24 protein-coding genes are annotated in these 25480 nt (G+C 51.8%); 4 read left to right on the top strand and 20 right to left on the bottom strand.

Going from position 1 to position 25480, the window contains the following annotated elements; translation table 11 throughout:
* Window positions 1-5: 5 nt before the first annotated feature.
* Both OMQ46_RS11785 and OMQ46_RS11790 read left to right on the top strand, forming a co-directional pair.
* Window positions 6-1628: a protein adenylyltransferase SelO gene (locus tag OMQ46_RS11785; protein WP_266237159.1), complete on the top strand. Its 1623-nt coding sequence runs from the start codon at window positions 6-8 to the stop codon at window positions 1626-1628.
* 505 nt (window positions 1629-2133) lie between these two features.
* Entirely contained in the window at window positions 2134-3243 is a 1110-nt protein-coding gene (locus OMQ46_RS11790; RefSeq protein ID WP_266237160.1) for a PQQ-dependent sugar dehydrogenase, read from the top strand.
* A gap of 17 nt (window positions 3244-3260) precedes the next feature.
* On the opposite strand, the gene OMQ46_RS11795 is transcribed toward OMQ46_RS11790, so the two are convergent.
* On the bottom strand, window positions 3261-4475 hold the full coding sequence (locus tag OMQ46_RS11795; RefSeq protein WP_266237162.1) for an ABC transporter permease: 1215 nt from the start codon (window positions 4473-4475) through the stop codon (window positions 3261-3263).
* Window positions 4462-5133, bottom strand: coding sequence for an ABC transporter ATP-binding protein (locus OMQ46_RS11800; RefSeq protein WP_266237164.1), 672 nt, complete (start codon window positions 5131-5133; stop codon window positions 4462-4464). The genes OMQ46_RS11795 and OMQ46_RS11800 overlap by 14 nt, the downstream gene beginning before the upstream one ends.
* A 63-nt stretch (window positions 5134-5196) precedes the next feature.
* On the opposite strand from OMQ46_RS11800, the gene OMQ46_RS11805 reads away from it, so the two are divergent.
* Window positions 5197-5775: a DUF3299 domain-containing protein gene (locus tag OMQ46_RS11805; RefSeq protein WP_266237165.1), complete on the top strand. Its 579-nt coding sequence runs from the start codon at window positions 5197-5199 to the stop codon at window positions 5773-5775.
* Here OMQ46_RS11805 and OMQ46_RS11810 read toward each other — a convergent pair.
* The 4 genes from OMQ46_RS11810 to OMQ46_RS11825 form a co-directional block, all read right to left on the bottom strand.
* Window positions 5760-6782 carry a CobW family GTP-binding protein gene (locus tag OMQ46_RS11810; protein WP_266237167.1) on the bottom strand — a complete coding sequence of 341 codons (1023 nt, stop codon included), beginning with the start codon at window positions 6780-6782 and terminating at the stop codon, window positions 5760-5762. The two genes, OMQ46_RS11805 and OMQ46_RS11810, sit on opposite strands and share 16 nt — an antisense overlap.
* A 29-nt stretch (window positions 6783-6811) precedes the next feature.
* A complete protein-coding gene (locus OMQ46_RS11815) occupies window positions 6812-7405 on the bottom strand; it encodes a ZrgA family zinc uptake protein (RefSeq protein ID WP_266237642.1) in 594 nt (197 codons plus the stop codon).
* A 38-nt stretch (window positions 7406-7443) separates the two neighbouring features.
* Complete coding sequence (locus OMQ46_RS11820; protein WP_266237168.1) at window positions 7444-7821, bottom strand: MerC domain-containing protein; 378 nt, start codon at window positions 7819-7821, stop codon at window positions 7444-7446.
* A 64-nt stretch (window positions 7822-7885) separates the two neighbouring features.
* On the bottom strand, window positions 7886-9547 hold the full coding sequence (locus OMQ46_RS11825) for a formylmethanofuran dehydrogenase subunit A (protein WP_266237169.1): 1662 nt from the start codon (window positions 9545-9547) through the stop codon (window positions 7886-7888).
* Window positions 9548-9756: 209 nt separating this feature from the next.
* On the opposite strand from OMQ46_RS11825, the gene OMQ46_RS11830 reads away from it, so the two are divergent.
* Window positions 9757-10182 carry a DUF3617 domain-containing protein gene (locus tag OMQ46_RS11830; protein WP_266237170.1) on the top strand — a complete coding sequence of 142 codons (426 nt, stop codon included), beginning with the start codon at window positions 9757-9759 and terminating at the stop codon, window positions 10180-10182.
* On the opposite strand, the gene OMQ46_RS11835 is transcribed toward OMQ46_RS11830, so the two are convergent.
* The 14 genes from OMQ46_RS11835 to OMQ46_RS11900 all read right to left on the bottom strand — a co-directional run bounded on the left by OMQ46_RS11835 (window position 10183) and on the right by OMQ46_RS11900 (window position 25417).
* Window positions 10183-11550, bottom strand: a complete 1368-nt coding sequence (locus tag OMQ46_RS11835) for a DUF3526 domain-containing protein (RefSeq protein WP_266237173.1) — start codon at window positions 11548-11550, stop codon at window positions 10183-10185.
* The gene (locus OMQ46_RS11840; protein ID WP_266237175.1) at window positions 11547-12956 is read right to left on the bottom strand and encodes an ABC transporter permease; all 1410 of its coding nucleotides are present in this window, start codon (window positions 12954-12956) and stop codon (window positions 11547-11549) included. Before OMQ46_RS11840 ends, OMQ46_RS11835 begins: the two co-directional genes overlap by 4 nt.
* An 8-nt stretch (window positions 12957-12964) precedes the next feature.
* Window positions 12965-14947: a TonB-dependent receptor gene (locus OMQ46_RS11845; RefSeq protein ID WP_266237177.1), complete on the bottom strand. Its 1983-nt coding sequence runs from the start codon at window positions 14945-14947 to the stop codon at window positions 12965-12967.
* Window positions 14948-14965: 18 nt separating this feature from the next.
* Window positions 14966-15667, bottom strand: coding sequence for an ABC transporter ATP-binding protein (locus OMQ46_RS11850; RefSeq protein ID WP_266237179.1), 702 nt, complete (start codon window positions 15665-15667; stop codon window positions 14966-14968).
* A gap of 74 nt (window positions 15668-15741) precedes the next feature.
* Window positions 15742-16194, bottom strand: a complete 453-nt coding sequence (locus OMQ46_RS11855) for a Fur family transcriptional regulator (RefSeq protein ID WP_266237181.1) — start codon at window positions 16192-16194, stop codon at window positions 15742-15744.
* 89 nt (window positions 16195-16283) lie between these two features.
* Window positions 16284-16916, bottom strand: coding sequence for a DUF1826 domain-containing protein (locus OMQ46_RS11860; protein WP_266237183.1), 633 nt, complete (start codon window positions 16914-16916; stop codon window positions 16284-16286).
* Window positions 16916-18127, bottom strand: a complete 1212-nt coding sequence (zigA, locus tag OMQ46_RS11865; protein WP_266237185.1) for a zinc metallochaperone GTPase ZigA — start codon at window positions 18125-18127, stop codon at window positions 16916-16918. Before zigA ends, OMQ46_RS11860 begins: the two co-directional genes overlap by 1 nt.
* Window positions 18117-18515, bottom strand: a complete 399-nt coding sequence (locus tag OMQ46_RS11870; RefSeq protein ID WP_266237187.1) for a TraR/DksA family transcriptional regulator — start codon at window positions 18513-18515, stop codon at window positions 18117-18119. Before OMQ46_RS11870 ends, zigA begins: the two co-directional genes overlap by 11 nt.
* A gap of 148 nt (window positions 18516-18663) precedes the next feature.
* On the bottom strand, window positions 18664-19140 hold the full coding sequence (gene greB / locus OMQ46_RS11875) for a transcription elongation factor GreB (protein WP_266237189.1): 477 nt from the start codon (window positions 19138-19140) through the stop codon (window positions 18664-18666).
* A 17-nt stretch (window positions 19141-19157) separates the two neighbouring features.
* Entirely contained in the window at window positions 19158-20024 is an 867-nt protein-coding gene (locus OMQ46_RS11880) for a chemotaxis protein CheW (RefSeq protein ID WP_266237191.1), read from the bottom strand.
* A gap of 75 nt (window positions 20025-20099) precedes the next feature.
* A complete protein-coding gene (locus tag OMQ46_RS11885; RefSeq protein WP_266237193.1) occupies window positions 20100-21431 on the bottom strand; it encodes an FAD-dependent oxidoreductase in 1332 nt (443 codons plus the stop codon).
* Window positions 21432-21511: 80 nt separating this feature from the next.
* Window positions 21512-23398 (bottom strand): hypothetical protein, encoded by a 1887-nt coding sequence (locus OMQ46_RS11890; protein WP_266237195.1) that lies wholly within the window; start codon window positions 23396-23398, stop codon window positions 21512-21514.
* Window positions 23398-23697, bottom strand: a complete 300-nt coding sequence (locus OMQ46_RS11895; RefSeq protein ID WP_266237197.1) for a hypothetical protein — start codon at window positions 23695-23697, stop codon at window positions 23398-23400. Before OMQ46_RS11895 ends, OMQ46_RS11890 begins: the two co-directional genes overlap by 1 nt.
* A 187-nt stretch (window positions 23698-23884) precedes the next feature.
* Window positions 23885-25417 (bottom strand): collagen-like triple helix repeat-containing protein, encoded by a 1533-nt coding sequence (locus tag OMQ46_RS11900; protein WP_266237199.1) that lies wholly within the window; start codon window positions 25415-25417, stop codon window positions 23885-23887.
* Window positions 25418-25480 lie beyond the last annotated feature (63 nt).

Below are 25480 nucleotides of genomic sequence, written 5' to 3' on the forward strand. Positions count from 1 at the left end.
GCCTTATGACTGAACATATAGCACAAACAGCCACTGAAACAAGCAGTGAACTCGACTTCCATTTCGACAACAAGTTTGTCCGTGAATTACCGGCCGATCCGGAAACAGACAATCATCGACGCCAGGTGCTGGGTGCCTGCTATTCCTTTGTGAAACCGCAGCTGGTCAAGGCGCCAGAACTGGTTGCCTATTCAAAAGAGATGGCGGCTGAACTGGGTTTAACTGAAGCCGAATGTCACAGCGAACAATTCACCCGCGTTTTTGTTGGTAATGAACTGTTGCCGGGTATGGAGCCGCATGCTCAATGCTACGGTGGGCACCAGTTCGGCAACTGGGCGGGACAGCTCGGTGACGGTCGTGCCATTAACCTGGGCGAAGTTATTAACGATGAAGGCAAACGTTTCTGTCTGCAGTTGAAAGGCGCCGGAGAAACGCCTTATTCCAGAATGGCAGATGGCCTGGCGGTGATGCGCTCCTCCATTCGCGAATTTCTCTGCAGCGAAGCCATGTACCACCTTGGCATTCCTACCACGCGGGCGCTCAGCATCATTGCCACTGGTGAGAATGTGACCCGTGACATGTTCTATGATGGCCGTCCCAAAGCGGAACCAGGGGCAGTAGTCTGCAGGGTCTCCCCTTCTTTTCTGCGTCTGGGCAGTTATGAAATTTTCACCTCACGCGGTGATATCGACACGCTGAAGCAACTGGTGGATTACACTTTGGAAACCGACTTTCCTCATCTGGGTGAGCCGGGTAAAGAAACCTATCTACAGTGGTTCAGAGAAATCTGTGAGCGCACCGCGGATATGGTGGTCGACTGGATGCGGGTCGGTTTTGTTCATGGCGTGTTCAACACGGATAACACCTCGGTGTTGGGCCTGACTATCGATTACGGTCCTTATGGCTGGATTGACGATTACGATCCCAACTGGACGCCCAACACCACTGATGCCGTCGGTCGCCGTTACCGCTTCGGGGCTCAGCCGCAGATTGCTCAGTGGAACCTGTTGCAGGTGGCCAATGCCATCTATCCGCTGATTGATGATGCTGAAGCACTGAGAAACATGCTTAACGACTATGTCACGGTTTATACAGATAAATGGCAGCAGATGCGGGCCGAGAAGCTGGGGTTGAGTGCGTTCATTGAAGGTGATGAAGAACTGAATCAAGAACTCAACCGGGTCATGCAGTTCACTGAGACCGATATGACCCTGTTCTATCGTCATCTGGCAGATGTCAGTGTGGATGACATAGATGCCGACGAGGACAAACTGCTGGCACCACTGATGATTGCCTTTTATGCACCGGATAGCCTGAACAGAACGGATAAAAATGATTTTGTCGCCTGGATACGCCGCTATCTGAAACGGGTTCAGGAAGACGGCATTGATGATGAGAACCGTAAAGCCAAAATGAATAAAGTGAATCCCAAGTATGTGCTACGGAATTACCTGGCTCAGATGGCTATCGATAAGGCGGAACAAGGTGACTATTCGCTGGTTGAGGAATTACTGGATGTGATGCGCCATCCATACGACGAGCAGCCTCAGTATCAGCAATACGCCGCCAAACGTCCGGATTGGGCGCGTAATCGTCCCGGTTGTTCAATGTTGTCCTGTAGTTCTTAGGGGTTGAGGAGTAGGCGTCTTAGTCAGAGACTGGACGCAGAATCGTTCCGCTCGCTCAATGCTCTCCTCTCGTTGTCGATGGCCGGCTCGCCTGTGTCAGTCCGGGACTGGATTGCTTCACTGCGTTCGCAATGACACTGGAAATGTGAACTGCATTGCTGACCTTGTCTCCAATCAAAGAAACGCCTCGCCAGCAGACTCTCATAAAGCCGTCAATCTCTGATAAAACCGTCATTGCGAGCGCAGCGAAGCAATCTTTTGCAGCCCGCACAAATTGAGCGGATAAAGCCTCTCCTGAGCTTATTGTTTATCACATTTTTCACCAGCAAATAGGGAGCCCCCAAAACGTATCAGGAGACAGAAAAGCCACACCACTGTTGTCATCGCGAACGTTAGTGAAGGAATCGGGGTCCGACATAGTGGCGCTTACAGCACTGCACAGGCAAGCGCCACTTTAAGAATACTCTGTCAACGCTTCATGCTTATTTGAAACAAGGAATTGATTATGAAATGGCTACAAACGCTGATTCTGGGACTCACCTGTGCTTTAACTTTCTCCGCCCATGCTGAGATTGCCCGCGACAAAGATCTAAATATCGAAAAAGTCGCCAGCGGACTCAATATCCCCTGGGGCATGGCTGTCATGCCGGATAATCACCTGCTGGTGACTCAGCGTGACCAAACATTGAGCCGGGTTGATATGAACACCGGTGAGATCACCGAAATAACCGGTTTACCTGAGAGTATCCGGGTCGGCGGTCAGGGTGGTCTGTTTGATATCCGCCTGGCACCCGACTATCAGGACAGCGGCTGGATTTATCTCAGCTACAACAAAAATATCGATGGTCAGGGGGCGACCACCCTGTCGAGAGCCCGTATTAACGGCAATCAGCTTGTCGACTGGCAGGATCTTATCGTGACCCGGAGCCGTACCGGTAACGACGTGCACTTCGGCGGTCGTATCGCCTTTGATGGCAAAGGCCACGTATTCCTGTCACTGGGTGACCGGGGCGAGCGTGAAAACAGCCAGAACCTGGCTAACCATGCCGGCAGCATTCTGCGCCTCAATCTCGATGGCAGTGTGCCGGAGGATAATCCGTTTGTGGGTCAGGACAATGCCCTGCCCGAAATCTGGAGCTACGGTCACCGTAATGTCCAGGGCCTGTTTTACAACACCGAAAACAACACGCTATGGGCCCAGGAACATGGTCCCCGTGGCGGTGATGAAATCAACCTAGTCAAGCCCGGCAATAATTACGGCTGGCCCGAAATCTCCTATGGCAAGGAATACTGGGCTCCCCTCGCGGTAGGTGAAGAACAAAAAGCCGGTATGGAACAACCGGTAAAAATGTACGACCCGTCGATTGCGCCCAGCGGCCTGATTCAGTACCAGGGCGAGCTGTTCCCTGCCTGGCAGGGCAAGTTGTTATCAGGCGCGATGAAGCTGCAACACCTGAATATCGTCACGCTCAATGAGAATAATGAAGCGGTGGACGAAAAGCGCTTGCTAAGAAGTCTCAACAGCCGCATCCGCAACGTCATAGAGGCGCCGGATGGCGCCATATTGGTTAGCACTGATGCCGGTGCAATTTATCGTCTCACACCCGCGAACTAAGCGCCTACTAAGCAGCGCTAACGCAACTGCACATTCAGCCCCTGCCGGTAGGCATTGACTGCCGGCAGCAGGGCTGAAATCACTGCGGCCGCCACAATCCCAGCCAACAAGCGCCACATATCAGGCTGTAACAGACTCTCAGACAGAAACAGGCCGAATTGCGATAACAACCAGTCTCGCAACCAGATATCGCCTATCCACAGTCCTATCAAGGCCACGATAATCGCCGACAGGGTTATCAGTAATGCTTCCAGCTGCAGTAATGCAAACAGGAAACCGGGCCGGTAGCCCAGTGCCCGTAATACGGCGAGTTCGTGTTGCCGCTCCCGCATCGACAGTAACAATACATTGACCATCCCGATCAAAGCTCCTAAAAGCACCAGTAGCGAGATAACCCATAAGGTCTGTTCGACCCCGCCCAGCATCGACCACAGGCTGCTCAACGCAACCCCCGGCAGAATCGCCTGCAGCGGCTCAGCAGCATAGGTATTGATTTCTCTCTGTAGCGTAAAGGTTTTGATTTTGGACTTGAGCCCGACCAGCACCGCGGTGATTGACTGCGGGATGAGGTCCGGCGAGGTGTTAGCACCGGGAAAGTCGGCATGCATGGCTTCCAGACCGGTCAGACTGATGAAGACGGATCGATCCACAGGGGTGCCGGTGGGTTCGAGGATACCGCTGATTTGAAACGGGTGATTCTCATGACGACTGAAACTGGTATCGGCAATGCCGTGGGCCAGCACAATCTCATCGCCGGTCTGATAGCCCAGACTCGCTGCGACCTCTGCCCCGACGACTGCATCGTAGGTGTCATTGAAAGCCTGGCCAGAAGCCAATTCAAGTGACCGATCAGAGCGGTAACGAAAATGATCGAACAAAGTCTGCTCGGTCCCCACCACGCGATAGCCTTTGTGTGAGTCTCCCAAAGATAAAGGAATCGTCCAGTCAACATCGCGGTGCTGTTGCAGCATTTTATAACTATCCCAGCCCAGATTATGGGTCGGCACGCCGATATGAAAAATTGAATACAGCAGCAGGTTGATTTGCCCGGTCCGCGGCCCAACGATCAAATCCACATCGGACACGCTTTGCTGAAAACTCTCTTTAGCCTGGTGACGGATATTTTCCACACTGAGTAACACAAATACGCTCACGCTCATCATCAGTACGGTCAAACAGACTGTGCCCAAACGTGAGCCAAGACTGTGCCAGGCAAGTTTAAGCAGCATCATGCTGTAGCGCTCCTATCTCAACATGACGACTGAAATGTGACTGCAGGCTGGTATCGTGACTGACAAAGATCAGACTGGTTTTGGCTGGCGCCAGTTGCTGCATTAATACATCGATAAATTTATCCCGATGCGCAGTATCCAAAGCGGAAGTTGGCTCATCCACCAGTAACAGTTCAGGTTCATTAATCAGCGCCCGGGCAATCGCCACCCGTTGCTGCTGACCGACACTGAGCTGCCCGGCCTTGCGTCTGACTTCTGTTTGAGTGAGTCCCAGTTTGTCCAAGAGCTGCAGCGCGCGCGTGTCGGCTTCAGTTGCAGACGATGCTGAAAAATGACTGGCAAGGCGAATATTGTCAGCCACAGACAGGTAGGGAATAAGATTGAATTGCTGAAACACCATGCCGATATGGCGCGCCCGAAAGGCATCACGGCGGCGTGCAGATAATTGATTGATGGCTGTATCCAGGATACGGATTGTGCCCTGTTGCGGCGTGAGAATACCGGCTAGTAAATTAATCAAAGTCGATTTGCCGCTACCGGAAGGGGCGGACAAAAAGATCGTCTCACCCGCCGCTACCTGCCAGTGCGGGATGTCGAGCAAATCATTGTCCTGTTCCGGATAGCGATATTTGAGATTTTCAATAAGGAGCATAATCATGTGGTCGTATCATGTACAATCAGGGTCGATGATACAACATATCAAGCCAAAAACGAGTCACGTATGCCTATCATAATGTCTGCTGTTCTTCGTCCTGCGTTTTTTCTAGTCCTGCTTGGTCTATCCGGGCTGGTCATGGCCAAAGATTACCAGCGCATCAACTGGGTGGATTTGTTGCCGGAGAAGGATCTCAAAGCACTGGAAAACCCGCCCGACTATATCAGTGACATCGAAGACGGCAGCCCCGAGGATGCGCTCAGTAACAAGATGTTAAGTGCGCTGGAACAGTCCACGATGCCGGATGACGCTTATCAGCGGGCACTGGTGTCGACTGATGTAGTCGAGACATTCAATGGCAAGGCCATTCGCCTGCCCGGCTTTATTGTGCCAATCGAGATGAACGACAAACAGGAAGTGACCGAATTTTTCCTGGTGCCCTACTTCGGTGCCTGTATTCATCTGCCACCGCCGCCGCCCAACCAGATAGTCTATGTCACCTCAGAACAAGGCATTCTGGTCGAGGATATCTACAATGCCTACTGGCTTGAGGGTACTATCGCAACCAGCTTCACCGAAAATGAAATCGCGCAGTCGGCCTACAGCATGACGGCTGAGACGGTCGAACTTTACACCGAGGAATAATCGCATCGACAACCCAGCAAGGCACGCTCCAGCGTTGTCGTTGCTGGTTTACTGCGGAAAAGCATCTCCAACCGGCTTTCACCATCCCCAGTTTGCTTGCGCTGATAATTGAGGTGGTCTTCAACCCGGTTAATGATCAGACTGCCCTGAGGGGTGTTGATGACCGCTTTGATCCTCTCAGCCTGTTGAGACTGGCACCAGTCTAACAGCCGTGTTTCATCAAATTGCCAGTCTTGGGCAAACCGCCAGCCACAGCTGTACCAGCCGTCCAGTTGCTGATCTTCTCTTAAAAAGCCGCTTTCAGGGAGTGGTGATTCGACTGATTCAACATTCAGCACGCGGGGCGGATTAGCCCATTTTGCCTGATCAAATTTGGCGGGCGCTGTCAGCCAATCCAGATCCAGTTGTGCATGCTCGCAATACCGAACCGTTAATTCATCCAGATGCAAAGCCATCAAGGTTTTTTCCATCTGTTGAATATCACTGAGCTCCGACAAATCGCTTTTATTCACCACCAGGCTATCGGCAATATGCAGTTGCTGCTGGAACACCGGGTGTTGTGTGTAACGCGGATCCCTGAAGTGTCTGGCATCGACCAGGGTCAGCGTAGCGCGTATGTCCAATAGCCCGCGATAATTCGGGCCAGCCAGGGAGGCAATAACCTCTTCCGGGTGACCGAGGCCGCTGGGCTCAATCAGCAGGCGATCCAGCTTGCGGCTTCTGAGCAGTTGATTGAGGGCAACCTGCATCGGCAAGCCTGCCGAGCAACACATGCATCCCCCCGCGACTTCACGAATTTCAACGCTAGCCTGTTCCGTTGAACTGCCCAGAATCTGGCGATCAATTCCCACCTTACCAAACTCATTAATCAACACCGCCCAATTCTCACTGGCCGGTTTCTGTTTGAGCAGATGTTGAATCGCCGAGGTTTTACCGACACCCAGAAATCCTGTGATGACATTGGTCGGTAAGGCCTGCTGAATGACACTGAGATTGATGGATTGCATGACAGTAAGGGACTAACTGCGGTGACAGGCTATTTAAGCGGTATCGTGTCGTTGTTACTGGTAACAATCTGCTGAGATTGGCCGTGCGTGCTAATCAACTGTACTGTGAGCTTTTCAATACCGGGATAGGCAGTAAAAAGCTGAGGTTTGATGTGAGCAGCCTCAGCAATGTCACGGCATTCTAGATAATACTCACCATGCCACTCAGCATGTGCATGCCCCGCCTCGGTAAACGGCGACTCACTCTGTTGTCCAGTCTGGGTACAGCGTGCATCGGAAACGCCGAATACAGCTTGAGAATCGGCAAGATCTTGCAGTAGATCCTGATATGCCTGTTTTTGTTCCGCCGTTTCAGGCTCATGCTCAAAACCTAGCAGGTTTTCCAAGGGCGAGATAAATTCAGCCAGAATCAATTCACCATCAATAATGATATTCAACGCTGCCTCACCGTGTACATGAGCCGCATGAGATTGATGCTGATTGTCATGATTGTGATTATGTTCGTGATGCCCGTCCTCGGCAGCCTGCAATCCTGTCGCTGCCAGCGCAATCAAGCTTGCCTGCACCGCGTTCAAAATGAACCGCCTATGACTTTGTCCTTTTAAACGTGTTTTAAATTTCATCAATAACTCCAGTTATGCAGCTTGATTACGGAATGTGGTCAGGCTTGCGGCGCAGCCATTTTAAGCCGCTGACGCTGCAACAGTATACTATTCCAGCTATGTGCCATAATCAGTAAACTCGCGGCTGGTATGGTGATCCATAACTCCATGGTTTCAGGCAGAAAAAAAGCGCTGCACAGGGCGGCAATGCCCAGCACTGCCAGCACCATCGGCCAGTGGGTGCGATGACTGCGATAGGCTGATGGCAGACTGAACACCGCCAGCGCCACGACCGGAAATAACATCACAATATGAACCCATTCAGACTCCAGCATGTCGCCGACAAAGCCCATGACGCCGACCCCTATAATCAGCGGTGTCAACACACAGTGCACCAGACACAGCCCGGAAAAGAACACAGCCATTTTATCTTTCATCAATGCCTCCTAAGTTTATGATGTATCGTATCAATGTGGACAAATTAAACAAGTTTCAAAAGTATTAACCAGAAAAGGCGCCACTGACTTTATGCGTCTGAAAAGCCCTGCCGGGACGCGCATCACTCTCTGTAACGCCATAGTTGTTAAGACGCAGACTGTAGAACCTGTCAAAGTAAGATTGAATATGACTTTCAATATTACGATCATAGCCCACCTCAAGCGCCAGGGTGCTGCCAACTGACGTGTTCTGAATAACACCCTGATCCAACACCAGCTGACCATTTTTGAACACTTTCTCGGCGCGCCGGAACATCGCGGCCTTATCCGCTTGCTCGCGGTAAACCGCAATATCTGCCCTGGCCCCGGGTTTCAAATGGCCCCGGTCACTTTGCCCCAGCAATCTGGCAGACGCAGCACGGGTCATCACCGCTACCTCATACAGGGTGTATTCACGTTTTATATCCGCAAGCAGCGTCATTTCAGTGATATCCGGATGCAAATGAGACAGACATTCCATGCGGTAGTCGTAATCCATCAACAGCCTGAGCAGATCGGGATAACGGGTAAAGGGCGCGCCGTTGGGATGATCGGTCGTAAAAAACAAACGCCAGGGGTCATCACACAACAGGAATATTTCCAGACCAATAGCCCATTGCAGACCATTCACAAATCCGGTCGATTTATACTGATATGGCACGATACCGCCGCTGCCCTCGTTTTCAGCATGCCAGACGTGCCACTTCTGTGGTGAGGCGTCATGTCGGCGATCAAACTGCGCTATCACGTCACCCGACAAAGTCACCGTCTGACCAAACAGGACCTGACCAACGTCCATCGTGATATTCGGATGCCGGTTAAAAGTCTCCATCAGTCTGGCCGCAGAGGAAGAAAAGCCGTATTTCCCTTCATCGCCGTAACCATAGAACTGCACATGCGCCAGATGCATGGGCAAGCCCTGTGCAGCTTCCATGGTATCGACGATAGTTTGAATATTTCCTGGTGTACCGAGGTTGTTACAGTGCACATGCACCGGATGCGGCAGACCGGTCTGAACCACGGCGGTTTGCAGGTGCTGTAATAACTGACGCGACGAGATACCGTATTCCGGCACCACATCATCGAGACCAAAGGTGGAAGCGCCTTTTTTAAAGGCCTGTGAGCCGCCGGCATTGATGACTTTCAAACCCAGCGCTTTGGTCTTGTTCATGGTCCAGCTGACATAGTCATTAATTTGCGCCTGACTGGCTTTGGCCCTGAGCAGACGCACCAGAAAGTCATCACTCCCCAGCACAGCCAGCGCCGCCTTATCGATAATGGGAATATCAGCGAGCTCAGCATGAACCTGTGGGGCATTAACCGGTAACATTGCAGGTTCCAGCACCATGCTGTATCCCATTTCAGTATAGCGGTAGCCGGTCTCAAAGGAGGACCACTTGGCATTGGAAAACGGGGTTTTCATATTCCGCTCAAGATGACTGCGATGCTGTTCCGGCAGCATCAGCCTGGCCGTATTCACGTTACCGCCGGCGATATGACTGTGAATATCCAGCGCCCCTGCCATCGTCACCGCCCCGTCAAGGTCATAAACTGTGGCTTTCTGCTGTAACTCAGGGGCAGGTTCGTTGATTATGCGATCATCTGCTATCCAGAGCGTGGAGAGTTTCCCATCAGCCTGCTGAAGTGGATCAAATAGTCGGGCGTTTTTCAAACAGATAATATTCATCAGATAACTCATTTACTTTGCCAGAGCCCAGCCACAACTATGCGCCTGGCCTTGCTCGCGGGAATAGACAGGTAACCATTCAGAACAATAAAACTACATGATACATCATATCATTTACAGCATAAATCATTTGTTTAACAAACGCACGGTGACGTAAAGTAGCGGCTATAATTGAGAACATCACATGCTGCACTGACAGGAGCCTCACTATGCGTCTTCCGTTTTTTCTTTACGCCCTCAGCACCGTTCTGCTGGCGCCTGTTGCCAGTGCTGAAACACCGGACTTGAAACCGGGCCTGTGGGTCTACACCCATAACACGGAAATCGAAGGCCCCATGTCGATTGCCCCGCAGACCAGCGAAAATAAGCAATGCGTCACCCAGGCCGACCTGGATAAAGGACTGGACGTGCTGGAGATCCCTAAAAACTGCAAACTCACACGGGTTGATATTCAGCCAGCGCGTGCTGATTATGCCGCCATCTGCGATATGCAGGGTATGCAAACCCGCTTCAGCGGTTACGCCACTTTCCATGGTGAACGTATGCAGGGACAGATGAACAGTGAAATGGATACCCCACTGGGCAAAATGATCATGAAAATGGATTATGAGGCCCACCGTCAGGGCGACTGCTAGTCACCCCAGATTCGAACGTTTCAACCCCCAGACACTGAGACCGAAAAACAGCAGACTCAAGCACAGCAACTTGAGCAGTGTCTGTGTGAACAGGCTGTCACCGCTGGCCTCATAGTCAAAGCTCGGCATACGTTCGAAGTCGGCTTTGTCAAAAGCTTGGTCGAAAAACAGCACAGACCAGATGAAGTCCTGCATGCGGCTGTGGTAATCCATGACTTGTCGGCTGAAATCAAGATGGGCGACAGTATCGGCATCAGCCAGACGGTTCAGGCCGTACTGCATGGCCATCACCGGTGAGAACCAGGAAACAGCCCGGCCCTGCTCGTAACTTGTCTGCTTAGCGGTCATACGCTGGTTGACATGATCGGCCACGACCACGTCACTCATATGCTGCATGGCGTAATACCAGCGCCAATCAAAGGCGTCACCTAATGGCGCCGTATCACGCCACGCCGGGAAGCGCTCCAGATAGTCGGCAAAATCGGCTTGCTTATCGCGATCCCAGCTATCATTCATCATTTGCCGTTGCTCGAAGACGATGGCAGCATCCGCACCGGGACTTTGCTGTTGAATCTGATACAGATAGGACAAACCGGGCACCACAAAACTGAACAACAGCCAGAGACTGATGAAGCTCAGGTAGTTAAAACTGGCGTTGCGATTCAACATGACGATCCAGCCACAGATGAGCCACCAGCAGAGCTGATACAGAAGCAGCAACAATGCCAGACCGGCGACAGCCCAGCTCAGTGACAAGCCGGTGATAAGCACCGCTGAAAGCAGAATCAGGAGATTGGTCAACGCCAGGACCACTGCTGGAACAAGCAGCTTTTTGAACACAATCGAGACAGCTCGTGGCAACTGTGATTGCAGTATCGGCCAGCGTCCGCTGCTGCGCTCGTCGGCAAGCACATTGACGCCCATCGCCGCCACCAGCAAAGGCAGCAGGTAAAGCCAGATAAAGCCCAAATCGAACTGACCGCTGATCTGCTGATCCGGGTTCGCCGGATCACTCACATTCATCTGTGTCTGCAGTCCCAGCAAACGCACTCTCAGGTGATCCGCATTTTCATCACGCTCGCCACGAAACAGGCTGGTCCAGAGAGAAGGGGTCTGCACCACCGGATGGAACAGATAATAGCCCATATAACCCGGTTGCAATTCGCCCTCAGCATGCAGCTCACGATAGTGATCCAGCTTTTCCTGGTAATCGGTTTCAGCCACAGCATAGCGTTCAAGTTCACGCTCATAAGTCTGGTGGCCCATGACAACGGCCGCCAGTGCGGTCAGAAAATACGCGACCAGCAACCAGCGGTTGAAGCGGTTAGCCCAGAATAGTTTCAGTTCTAATTGATAGAGTTTCATCATGCCACCCGGGTACGCACAAACAGCAAAGCAGTAAAAATGGCCAGGCACCACCCCATCAACAACAGGATGGAAGACCACATCGCGTCAAGGTCCTGACTCAGGGTCGGCGGCTGATAATCAAAATCCGCTAATTGCGGCCAGTATTCGCGGGAAACGGTCTGCGCCCGATCATCCTCCAGTTCAATCTCTTCGGTATGCAGTTCGTTCAGCGATTGAATCAAACGATAACGATACTCTTCAGCGGCGCGTTCATAGTCGCTGACCTGCTCTGCCGAAGTCATCGACAAGGTATTGGATAATTCACGGCCGGGAAGATAAGGGGTCAACAAGGCTCCCCACAGGGCCCACTGATTCTGTTGTTCGATACGACGCATCACATCGGCATAGACCGCTTCAAAAGCCTCACTGGTAATACGCTCCCCTTCCTGCATCACCAGACCGCGCCAGTTGACCGGTAAGTCCTCGACCCGGTCGACACCATACTTTTCCAGCGTCTGTTGTCTGAAGGTATCGAAATGCGGATCATCCGGGTTATGGGAATCGCCGATTTTGGCAATGGCTTCTGCGGTTTTGATATCAAACACCGCTTTGTCGGGCAGAGGATATAGCCACTCAGCGCTACTGTACATCAGCTTGGGCACAATCACGGTAAACAGCAACCACAGCAGCAACAGGGCAGACAGGCTCTGATTATTGGTACTGGCAAGCGATGACACCAGGATAATCATCCCCACCCAGATAGCACTGTAGAGGCTGTAAAGCACAAATAACCAGGCAAAGCGCTGGATGATATCGGCGCTGACTGTGACCTGACTCAGAAAGAAGGCTGCAATAGCAAACACAAACAACAGAAAAACCAGCGACACCAAAAGATAGGCCAGCGCTTTTCCCATTAGCAAGTGACGGAATGACAGCCCCAGCGACAGGATCTGTCTCAATGTCCCCTGCTGTCTTTCACCGCTCACCGTCCGGTAGGCCAGTGCAATCATGACCAGTGGCCAGACCAGCAGAATCAGCGTCGCCGCCGATAAGGCGCCGAGCTGCATATAATTGTGACTGCTCAGATATTGTTTGAACTGACTGCTGTTCTGACGGTGTGCTTCCAGAAACAGCACATTGCCGACATAAGGGTTGACACCGGCATCAATAAAACTTAGTGGTGAAATCACCCGGAATACCATCGAGCCATAATGCGCCACACGGTGTGGATGCCGGTCCGGCTGGGCTTCCCATTTCTCATTATTGAGCTGCTGCCATTGCTGCTGCACCTCGATAAAGTCCTGCTGTTGCTGCCAGTGGTTGAAGGCTACCAGCAACGTCAGCAGGGTCATCATCGGTAACAGAATTTTGAGCGTGCGGTGTCGCCACAGCTCAGCCAGTTCATGACGGGCGACAGTAAGGATCATCTTGCTTCCTAGAAATGATAAGCCACAGAAACACTGGCATTGATGCCATTACCCGGCGAATGAATGGTATCCAATGTGCCGGGCGAACCCTGGTCATAAACATATTCATAGTATTCATTGAACAGATTATTGACCTGCACATTGATATTGCCCCAGCTGGTCGCATAGTCGAGGCTGGTATTGACGAGGTTGTAGTGACCGTATTTGCCGCCGATATTTTCCTCGTTGGCATAAGATCCACTCTGAGAATCGAGATGCACCCGCCAGGTCAGATCAGGCACCACCTGATAACTCAGTCCCAATGACGCCGTGTAATCCGGAATACTGCGCAGTTCATTGCCTTTATTTGTGCCATCTGTCTGAATTTCCGTCTCGACGCCGGCAATATTACCCCACAGAATCAGCTTATCGTTGATATCCCAGTCAAAGCCGAAATCGACGCCTGTCCGCTCGGTCTCACCAACGTTTCGTGGCAGCCCGTCCACCAATACAAATTCGTCACTGGCCTTTTGCTCCCAGTACGAAGCCCGCAGTTGAAGTGCTGAGAACAGGCGCCATTTGACACCGGCCTCCCAGCCATCATTAATCGAGACATCCCGGGCTGCGGTGTTGCCAGTGGTATAAGCGGAAGCGCTGAAAGGATGCTGGAAACTGCGGCCATAATTGACGAACAGCGTGACATCATCGCTGGGGTATAAGAACAGATTGGCTTTGGGCTGAACAATGGTGCCAAAGTCATAGATATTGCGGTCTTCCTGCTGACCACTATTATCTGTAGCGGTAAACTCGCCGCGAATTCTGTCGCCCCGGAGTGCGACATTCCAGGCCAGCCAATCCACCGGCATATGGCTCAGTTGCAGATAACTGCCGTAAGTGACGAAGCTGAAATCGTAGTCTCTTATCACATCGTTGTTATCACGCTGGCGCTGGAAGCCGACCGTGCCGAAGCGCTGTTCCAGCACTTCCTGCTTTTCAGCATCCACACCCCAGCGGACTTCCCAGTCCGGATGAAGTTGCCAGCTCAGGGTAGAAATTACGCCATAATGATCCTGATCATCAAAACGGTTCTGCAAATCAGCCCCTTCACTAAAGCGGACCCAGCGTTCGCGTTCATAATGATTGAAATAGCTTTTCAATGACCAGTCGAGTTGTTCAGTGAAAGCATGATCCAGGTGCAGGCTGAATGACTGGGTCTGTTTATCTCCGCCATCCAGGCGGGCATAATCAGCAGACCGGGTCGGATGTTTGCGCGCCTCTTCACGCGGCAGATAACCGGCTGCATCCGCATCGTAGTCGGCAACACGGGCGATGAAGCCCAGTGTGGTCGCCTCTGTAAAATCGTAGAACCAGCGACCGGACACACTATACTTTTTGATGTGTTCGTTATCGCGGTAACCATCCGCCTCGCGATAGCCGGCAAAATAACTATGCGTTAACCGACCGCTCTGCTCGCCGGCATAAGCCTGAATCTCACGCGCATTGAAACTGCCGTAGGTCGCTTCCACTTCCCGCCCCAGATCAGAACGGGTTTCGATATTGTAATTACCGGCGACGTTGAACAGGCCATAACGCGGGTCACTCGAGCCTTTGTAAACCTGGACCGACTCGATATTGGCCGGAAACAGCTGGTCCATCTCGCTGTAGCCATTATGCAGATTGGCTGGAATCCCGTCGATCAACAGTTTGGCATGAGGTGTGCTGCCCTCGGCAGCAAAACCGCGTATGCCGATATCGGTATTAATAATGCCCTGGTTATAGCGGGCAAAGTAAACACCGGGGACCTTGCTAAACAGTTCCATGGTGTCATCGACGTGACTGATAGCCAGTTCATCGCGACTAATGCTGTCGACGGAACCGGCCAGATTGTTGGTTTCATAACTGGGCGTTGCGCCCACCACAATTAGCGGCGACATCCGGTTGGCTTCCGTTTCCGCCTGCGCGGGGGCAATTGTCAGGCTTGCCAGCAGGCTGGCAATCAGGGTTTTCTGCATGATTTTTATTCCTTTAATTCAGGCGGCGAACTGCTTGAAATAGCGTTCATTCAGTTCTGAGATAGACAGGTCGTTGCGGTCCATCAGCTGCTTGAGCTGCCCCTGGTGCATGATGCCGATATGATCAGCGAGCTCATGCGCACAAAGCAGATCATGAGTCACAATCAGCACCGCGGTACCGCGCGCCTTAATCGTATTGATAACATCGATAAATTCGCGTGTGGCGACCGGATCGAGGCCTGAAGTGGGCTCATCCATTAAAACCAGTTTGGCGTGTTTCAGCAGGGCAAAAGCGATAGCGACTTTCTGACGCATCCCTTTGGAAAAACTGCCCAGTGGTTTTTGATGATGCACCGTGTCGATACCGGTTCTTTCCAGTGCCTCGACCATACCCTGGCGGCTGACTTTCAAGCCTGCCAGTTCAGCGAGATAGGCCATATTTTCCAGCGCGCTGAAACTGGGATAGAGGTGTACATTTTCCGGGATATACATCATATGCTGGCGACACAATGCGGTCTGATGATGCATATTAACGCCATCCAGCGTGGCTTCCCCCGAGTCCGGCTGGGTAAACCCCAACAGCATATTGAGGGTCGTGGTTTTGCCGGCGCCGTTGGCGCCGAGCAGACACAGTACCTCGCCAGACTGTAGCGAAAAGCTGAGATTCTGCACCGCCCGGTTAGCACCGAAGGATTTATTCAGATTATTGACGTCGAGCATAAGAACACCTTAACGTAAGACGATATATCGTATCATTAAATACTAAAAAGAAAACCGGCTGGATGTCCGGTTATTCAGTGTGTCTGGCAGTTTTCACACAGACCATGCAGTTCCAGTTGCGGGCTCTTGAGCTGGAAGTGATTGTCCTGGATGCTTTTTTCCAGCGCATTGATCAGGCGATTATCGATACCGACTTCGCGTACTGACTGGCAGTTATCACAAATCAGAAACTGTGGCGTCTGATGTCCGTGATCACAGGCGATGTGAGAACAGGCGATAAACTTATTGGCAGACGCCAGTTTATGCACCAGCCCCTGGGAAATCAAAAACTCCAGCATACGGTATACCGACATTGCAGGGATCTTTTCATTGACTAATTGCTGGTAATGTTCGGCAATTTCGTACGCTGACAGAGGCTGGGGATTTTCCAGTAATATTTCCAGCACATGGCGTCGTTTAGGCGTCAGGCGTCCGCCCTGCTCAAGACAGGTCTTTTCAGCTTGCTGAAGAATTTTATCCGTTTTCATATTATCTCTGCCCGCAGTACATCACTTTCAAAGCTGGGTTGCATTGAGATTCTAACAGTAAAGCAGCCCGACGACATGGGGTTTCCCGCTCAGACCAGATCCAGGGTCAACAGCAGGCGCCTGTTTTCAGCGCTCGCCTGTCCCGATCGGTGCACAATGCCCTGCACGTCTTCCTGAGGCCACGCCTCACCTTTGAACAGTAGCACCTCACCGGCCTCAGCCTGCTTTAGTCTGGCCGGATCACACACCACCTGCTCATGCTGGCGGGCTTTGAGCGCCTGACGGTTAATATTATCTTCCGTCAGCCATTCGGTGGCCGGCCCGTGATAAGTCGTCACCATGCGTGCCATGACCTTATCCATATGAAACAGCGGGCACAAGGTTTTGTCGACCAGTTCCAGCCGCATGCCGACATGGGTCTGATCAAACAAATCCGCGAACATCGTGACCAGTTTCTGTACATCAGCCTGGAATGCGCTGAAATGGCTTGACGGCCATTGGGCCTTGAGCCACTCCGAGACCTCATCTGGGCGGAGAAGAACCCGAAAGCTAAAGGTTTTCTGCTGCTGCAACAGGTTGGCAATGTCCTGTTTTAGTTCAGCACTGAACTGGCGCTGCCAGATAGCAAAATCGACACCAGGCTGATAAATTTCGCTCAGCACCAGTGGCGCCTTCGATGTGACGACCGGTTCCTGGGTCAGTCTGTTGGCGACGGCTGACATTATGCCTGCTCCCAGCGTGGAAACGGATCCGGCATGGTTTGCCATAAGGCTTTACCGGCCAGCAGTTCCTCATCACTGATAAGGCAGTCATCCAGCATACCTTTGACTTCGTCCTCATCCATATTCTGGCCGATAAACACCAGTTCCTGCCGCATATCGCCGAAGGGCTCTACCCAGTTTTCCATAATCAGTTTTCTGGATTCTTCATCCTCCGGCCAGCGGTTTTCAGGAACCGCCCGCCAGAACATGCCGGCAAAACCATGCCGTGCAATACCGCCTGCCTGACTCCAGGTACCGGCAAACTGCGGTCGACTCGCCAGCCAGAAGTAGCCCTTGGATCGAATCAATTTGCCACAGGGCCATTCCTGGTGCAGAAAGGCATAAAACTTTTCCGGATTAAACGGCCTGCGCGCGACATAGGTAAAACTGCTGATGCCATAGTCCTCTGTCTCTGGAATATGCTCGCCACGGACTTCCCTCAGCCACCCCGGTGACTGTTCCGCTTTTTCAAAATCAAATTTACCCGTTGCCAGCACCTGCTTCAGGTCGACCCGACCCCGCTCAATGGGGATAATCTCGGCTTCCGGGTTCAAACTTTTAATGACCCCAGTCACGGCTTTGAGTTGTTCCGGACTGCACAGGTCGGTTTTGCTAATCAGAATGACATCACAGAACTCAATCTGATCCACCAGCAAATCGGCTACACTACGGTTATCCTCTTCCCCCAGTGACTCACCGGTTTCCTGCAACATATCAGCCTGTTGGAAATCATTCAGAAAATTGGCCGCATCAACCACCGTCACCATGGTATCGAGACGCGCCACTTCGGAAAGACTCTCGCCAGACTCGTCAGCAAAAGTAAAGGTTTCTGCCACTGGCAAAGGCTCAGAAATACCAGTCGATTCGATAACCAGGTAATCAAAACGACCTTCGTCAGCCAGGCGCCGTACCTCCAGCAGCAGATCCTCACGTAAAGTGCAGCAGATACAGCCATTGCTCATCTCGACCAGCTTTTCTTCTGCCCGGTTGAAGTCGACTTCATTATTGATTTGCTGAGCATCAATATTGATTTCGCTCATATCGTTGACGATAACCGCCACCTTGCGGCCTTCACGGTTATTCAGTATGTGATTCAGTACCGTGGTTTTACCGGCACCCAGAAATCCCGATAGTACGGTCACCGGAAGACGCGGATCCTGCTCAGTGTTCATAGTGGCTTTCCTTTCTTTCGTTTATTGTTTTAACGTCGGCACAATATTCGGCTGTGGGTCTGATCAGTAGACGAGCGATGCCGATAGGCTCACCGGTCTGCAGGCAATAACCGTAATCCCCCTGCCTGATTCTTTGACGGGCGGCATCAATTTTGGGAATCAACTGACGTTTTCTGTCGGCGATACGGATAGCAATAATGGCTTCTTCCTCCAGTGTCGCCCTGTCACTCATATCGCTGACCCTCGCCTGGGTAATTTCTTCCCTCAAGCTTTCAATTTCGGCCAGGGTTTCCTTTCTCAGGTCCTGTAGCCGCTGATCAAAAAATGCCAATTGCTCATCATTCATATAATCCTCTTCGGCGGCATTCAGCAGTGTCGTTTCGTCCATTTTTTCTCCGGGCGACCTGGTTAATTTCAGCGTCTCGAATGTTGAGCTGAAATATTATGATGTCCTTGACGCCATAATTTATGATATATCGTATCATATTATTATTTACTGACACTGGCAACTGTTTTCAGAACCGAGAGTGAGAGATTCAGGGAGTCAGGTAAATAAAATGCAGTACGAAGAAAGTTCTGGTCTCTTCCTGCACACGGATCGTGATTTCATCATCGACCTGTTTGCCCAGCAGTGCACGCGCCATCGGTGAATCAACGCTGATATTACCTTTTTCAAAGTCAATTTCATCTGGCCCCACAATCCGGTAGGTCACTTCATCACCGGTTTCGGTTTCAAGGGTCACCCGGGCGCCGAAAAATATTTTGTCCTGATTATCAGGCGTATCGTGAACCACTTTCAGGTCGGGCAAGCGTTTCTGAAGATAACGAATGCGACGATCAAGCTCACGCAATTCTTTTTTACGATAAATATATTCGGCATTTTCACTGCGGTCGCCTTCGGCTGCCGCTGCGGCAAGGGCTTGCACGACCTCGCGTCGACGTTGCCAGCGCTCGCTGAGCTCCTGGTTGAGACGGAACATGCCTTCAGCAGTGATATAGGGGGAAGACTTCATCTTGTTGCAGAAATGATTCAGGCTTGAGCAGTTTGCAATGCTGCGTTATCGGCCAGTTTATTTAAATCAAAATACAAACAGTCCGGCTGGCTGTCATGGGTGTATACCCCGGTCAGCACATCGCCGATTTTACGAAACTGCGCCAGCGCGCCACTGGCACTGGACTGGAAATTCGACGCATCATAACTGATGACATCGTTAATTTCATCTATCAATAAGGCATAGCGAGGGGTTACGCCATCTTCAGTGACAAATAAAAGCACCTGGCGCATATCGCTTTGCAATTGTTCGCAGGCGCGCGCAATCAGGTTTTTGAATTTTTGCAGTGGCTGACTGGCCTGCTGGCGGAACAGCGTGGCCATATGATTCGGATCCTGTCCCTGCGCCTGCCTGAGGGCAGTTACGCCAGCGTTATGAAGTTGCTCATGCGGCTCCACCAGGGCACTGACCAATTCATTGAGTGTGTCATCGCGTGTTTCGAAGTGACGCAACCAGAGACTGCTAGCGCACTCTGCAGCTTCCAAATCAAGCTGAAACGCTTCCTTGTCACGAATGGCTGCCGCCAGTGAGTCAAACCACTGCTGATGCCATTGCAGTTGTGACTTGAACTCGGCGATCAGCGCTTTTTTACTGTCCAGCCCGGACTGCATATTCAACCTGTGAGCGAAATCCAGCACCGGCACCACCAGGCCCTGAAACTTGATAACACCTGAAAAGCCCTGCTCTTCCACCGGCAATGGCTGAATCCTGTCAATGTGTTGATCCAGCATCAGCACCTGCCCCACATCCAGTCCGAATAGCATGTCCTGTACAAAAAAAGTAAACAGCTGTTTCTGTTCAGAGCGCTTGATATTACTACTCAGTCTGGACGACGGTTTATGCATTGTATCTCCCTGAGTGAGACATTCGTTCCTGGCGTTATATGATCTCGTACCGCCAACAATTAACTGTTGTCTATGCTACTTGTGCAGGATCGTCTTGAGTCGCGTTTCATCGATTTCCGCCCCCAGTCTGCCAGCAACGAATCGCATATCCAGCTCGGCATTTTCCAGGCAACTGGTGGCGCCGGGTGAGGGTGTCATATTAAAGACAATGCCACTGCCAGGATTGATTTTGGCCTCACCCAGCATCAGTTTGGACGACTTTTTATCTATCAGCTGCGGGCGAACACCACCAAAGCCCTTGGCAAAACTGACATCTTCCAGCTTCAGTGATGGCACAATTTTGCGGGCGTCCCGCATAAACAACCAGCGGCGCAGGCCGGGCACTTCAAATAGAAAATTCTTGAAGATGTAGTTGCGGATATCACTGACTTTAAACAGATCCCAGAACACTTTGAACACGCGGCGGTCCAGTTTCAGCACCCGCAGAAACTCCACGAAGGTCTTGCTGTTATATCGCTCCAGCATCGGCAATAACAGCGCGGTCGGGCCGAAACGGGTTTTACCTTCCACCAGCACATCCGGGTCACCATGGACTGCAGCAAAAGGCAGTTTGTCGTTCTGAACAGTGTAGACCTTGCCGTTCAGCAGTGGCGGTGTGAAATAGAAACTGCCGGCGACCGGCAGACAGGAATACTCCAGTCCATAACCCATTTGCTGGGCCAGCAGCAGACTGTGTCCACCGGCTGAAACCACTACGCTTCTGGCTTTAATCACCTGGTTCTGAGTGATGATAGAAAATACGCCGTCTTTTTCCACGATGTTTTCAACATGGCTGTTGAGACATAGTGAAATCGCTTTATCGGTATTTTTGTTGGCTTCCTGCACAAAGCGCTGAGCCAGTTGATGGTAATCGACCGCAGAGTATTCATCGAGCACGGCCAGCGCGACACAGGGCTCTTCGCGCATTTTGCCATCAACCATGATGACATTGGGTTCGATCTCGGCGATCTGTTCCTTTTCAAGCAGCTGCATGGTGGTGAACACGGTTTTGAATGTGTCAAATCGCTCACGCAGTTGTTGACACTCTTTTTCACCGACGCCCAGGACCATTTTCGGGTATTTGAAAATCACTTTGTCGTGATCGTCCAGGGTTTCAGCAAAGTTGACCACCATCTCGGCCGCGGCTTTCACCTTGGCAGCTTTTTCCAGCGTGTAGTTAGTCTCAATATCACCGCAGTGCAGGGTCTGGCTGTTATTGCGACCATGAGAATTCACCTTGGCCACATCATCATATTTTTCCACCAGCGCGATATGCTGGATATCCGTGTATTCACTTAAAAGATACAGCAGCGCTGTACCACACACCCCGCCACCGATGATGGCGACATCATGGACTTGTTCTGTCATGGTTTTTCCCGATAAAAACTGCGCCAGATTTTAGCAGAATAGACGTGCTGGCGCAGTGGGAAATCGCGGTTGATCCGTGCTTATTGGTCGGACTTTTTATTCATTTGTGAAAACGACGGAATCGAGGACAAAATCGATTTCAGTTCATCTTTCTCTACGGTTTTGCCTGGCCGCAGACTGTCACCCGCCGACAGAGATTCATCCTGATCCAGTTGCCGAATTTCCTCAAACATCGATTCCAGATCTTCTTCAGAAGGCAATGGTTCCTCAGTCAAATCACCCCACATTTCAGATAAAGCGGCTTTAGAATCAGTCAGTTTCACCGGTGGACCGGTGTCGATATCTTCATCTTCTGCTTCGCTGCTCTCTGATTCAGGTTGCTCTGGCTGCTGAGGTTCCGGCTCAAGTTGCTCCTGAGTCTTCTCTGAAGATGATTCATCCTCGACAACATTTCCCTGTTCCCAGGCAGCAGCCAGTGCCGCCTCCCTCTCTGCCTCAGCCTGTTCCTGATCGGCAATTTCGTTCGCCTGGGTTTCAGAAAAGGCGACAAAGCCATCATCCTGGACCTCATCCTGTTGAGCTTCTGCGACTGGCTGTTCAGCCTCGTCAAGCAGTTCTTGTTCCCACTGAGCCAGCATCGCAGTCTCATTGGGCTCTTCTGTTATCTCCTGCTCACTTGAGGCCGGTTGTTCGCCCTGGTCAACTGTTTCAGGTTCTGCCTGTTGCGGCTCCTCAACATTAACTTCCGGATCCTGCTCAAGCTGTTGCTCCCATTCTGCGGCGATCCTGGCTTCACTATCAAGCTCATCAAGGGCTGATATCTCTTGTCCTTCGGCCTCTTCCTGCGCCGCATTGGGCTCTTCTGTTATCTCCTGCTCACTTGAGGCCGGTTGTTCACCCTGGTCAACTGTTTCAGGTTCTGCCTGTTGCGGCTCCCCAACATTAACTTCCGGATCCTGCTCAAGCTGTTGCTCCCATTCAGCGGCGATCCTGGCTTCACTATCAAGCTCATTCAGGGCTGATATCTCTTGTCCATCGGCCTCTTCCTGCGCCGCGTTGTCTTCCTGTACTTCCGGGGTGGTGACAGACGCTGATTCATCGACCCGTTGCTGCTCCCACTGTGCCAGCATCGCCGCTTCATCTTCGGTCTCGGGCGTGTCTTCCTGACTATCAGGCGCTGATTGATCCTCAGTTATCTCGACGTTACTGTCATCTTCCGTGACAGTGGATTCTGAGAGCTCTTGCTCCCATTCTGCGGCCAGTTCAGCTTCTTCATCCAGTGGCGCATTATCCGACTGAACATTCTCAACTTCGTCCTCGGTCATCTCTGGCTCAGGATCTGCACCCGCCACAACTGATGCTGTATCTGAGTGTTCAGACACCTGAGGCTCAAGTTCGGTCTTCTTAGCCTGTTCATCGGCCGGATTTTCGCCGCTTTCAGTAACAGAAACGGTTTCAGCAGCTAAGTCGGGCTCGAGCTGTTCTGATACCTGCTCGGTCTCCACCGACGGCGTCTGATCCAGAAGCTCCTGTTCCCACTGGGCAGCCAGAACTGCTTCATTTTCGGGCGTGGATGCGTTCGACTCACTGCTTTCTGGCGTCAGCGCATCAATCGCTGTTTGTTCTGCTTCTGATGGGGTGAACTCATCATCCTGCACTGACGGCTCAATGGCTTCATCCACTTCTGGAGCCGGTTCACTCTCCGCCACCTGCGCTTTGTGTTCCGATGACGTATCAGGCGACTGTTCATCTGAGTTGTCTGTCGCCTGCGTGGATTGAAGTTCTTGCTCAGCTTTTTGTTGCTGCCTTGCTTCAGCCTCCGCTTTCAGCTGTGCTGTTCGGGCGCGTAATTTGGCTCGCAGGTCTTCGAGTTCGGAGCGGACTGCCGCCTGCTCTGTGGCTGGCTCCACTTCTGGGGCATCAGTTATTGCTTCGGCTTCGGTATGCGTTTCTGCGCTTTCAGACATCAAGCGCTGCAAACGCGCTGCTTCAGACTCAAAGTCAGTGTCAGCGATAAGTGGCTCTGGCTCTGGCTCTGGCTCTGGCTCTGGCTCTGGCTCTGGAACTGCACTTTTTCGACACGGACTGTTGCCACCTGTTTTGCTGTACTTAATGACTCGCCCGCAGGTAAATCAACCGCTGACTTTTCTTTGTCAATAAATTCCAGCTCTTGCTCTTCAACGATAAAAGGAGGCTCTACTGCCCAGGCCGTCACTGGCAACAACAAACTGAAAAAAAGCATCTGTAAAAGCGTTGTTTTTCTCATTAACTCGATCTTCCGTGAAACGTGCAACTATAAGGTAAAAAAAAGGTGTAGCAACAGAGTCAGTCGCCACACCTTGGATGGATATGGAGCTTGGCAATCAATTTATATTTATCTTGCATTGTCTTAGCGTGAATGACACCAGGCCAGCCGTTGAATGCCAATTCCAACCATAAGTTTTGATAAATACTTACAAAAGCCCGCCCAGAATCGGATCCAGTAGGGCATCATCGACCTGGTCGATCAGGCCGTCATCATTACCTCCACCACCGCCGCTGTTGAGCAGTCCACCAGTCAGGCCACCGACGGTATCAGTAACCCCGCCAATCAGGTCACCGCCACCTGTGAGGTCACCCACACCAGTAACGCCACCTAGTAAGTCATTACCGCCGGTAAGTCCTTCCACCGTCTCAGTCACACCACCGAGCAGTTCATTGCCACCAGTCAGCCCCTCTACAGTATCCGTAACACCACCGAGCAGTTGATTGCCGCCAGTGAGGCCTTCAACTGTGTCAGTGATCGTACCAACGACACCATCAGTCTCCCCCAGGAGACCACCTTCGCCACCGGTCAGACCATCAACAGTGTCAGTCATAGTACCGACGATACCCTCCGTTCCGCCTAGCAGACCGCCTTCTCCGCCTGTCAGGCCATTGACCGTATCGGTCACCGTACCGACCACACCCCCGGTGCCGCCTAGCAAACCGCCCTCGCCACCAGTCAGACCTTCGACGGTTTCACCGACTGTGCCCAGTACGCCATCGGTACCACCCAGCACTCCCCCCTCTTGTGAGCCAAGTACGGGTAAGTTACTGGTATCAAGTAAACCTGCCAGATCAAAGGCCTGCCCTTCGTCATCATCACTGACCGCAAGAATACCGCCAGTGTGAATAACCAATTGCCCCACACCTGAGACTGTACCTCCCGCTCCGGCAAGTACTGCATTGTTGTCAGCTTTAAGCTGCTCACCCAGCACAACGACAGCGGTACCAGCCTGAGTAAGAATATTGTTCGCCAATGGTCCGACGATAAGCGCCTGGCCCACAACTTTTGTAGTGCCGTCAATGTTACTGACCAGGGGTCTGACCACGGCGGTCAGTTCTGTTGTCAGCCCGGATAGCTGTCCATCTTCACCTACGAATGCCACTGTGAGTGTATTACCGGTATCAGTAACAACCGCACCCAATGAGTCAACAGTGCCGCCCAGTTGTGTCAGGAGTCCAGTGGAATCATTGAGTTGAGCAAAGACAGGCAGGGTATTCAGGCTTTCGACTGTGTTTCCAACTGATGACACCGCCTCTCCGACTTCACCGACAGCACCGGTTGCACCTGCGAGCGTTGTGCCGACTGCATTGTCATTCTCGCTGATTGATCCAAGACCACTACTCAAACCATGACCAATGCTGCTGACCGCCTCTCCAGTGTTGGCGATAATGTCACCTGTACCACTGGTGACAGCACCAGACCCCAGTAAGTCAATCTGGCTGACTGTATCACCCAAGGCACTCACCGTCTGACCAGCGCTGTCTACAATACCGCCACCATCATCAACCAGCGTCTGAACACCAGTAGCGCCACCACCGCCGTTGCCACCGCCGCCGCCATCAACCATTTCACCGCCACCGGAACTCCTGACAGATTTACTGCTGCTCCCACTACAACCGGCTGACAGTGATAGCACCAATCCCAGAGCCACAACCTGTGCCAATTTTGTTTTTTCCATTTCCCTACCCTCTAGAATGTTGAACCGTTCCATCAAAACGAATAATTGATATATTCGATACCT

Source organism: Methylophaga sp. OBS1 (assembly GCF_026319365.1).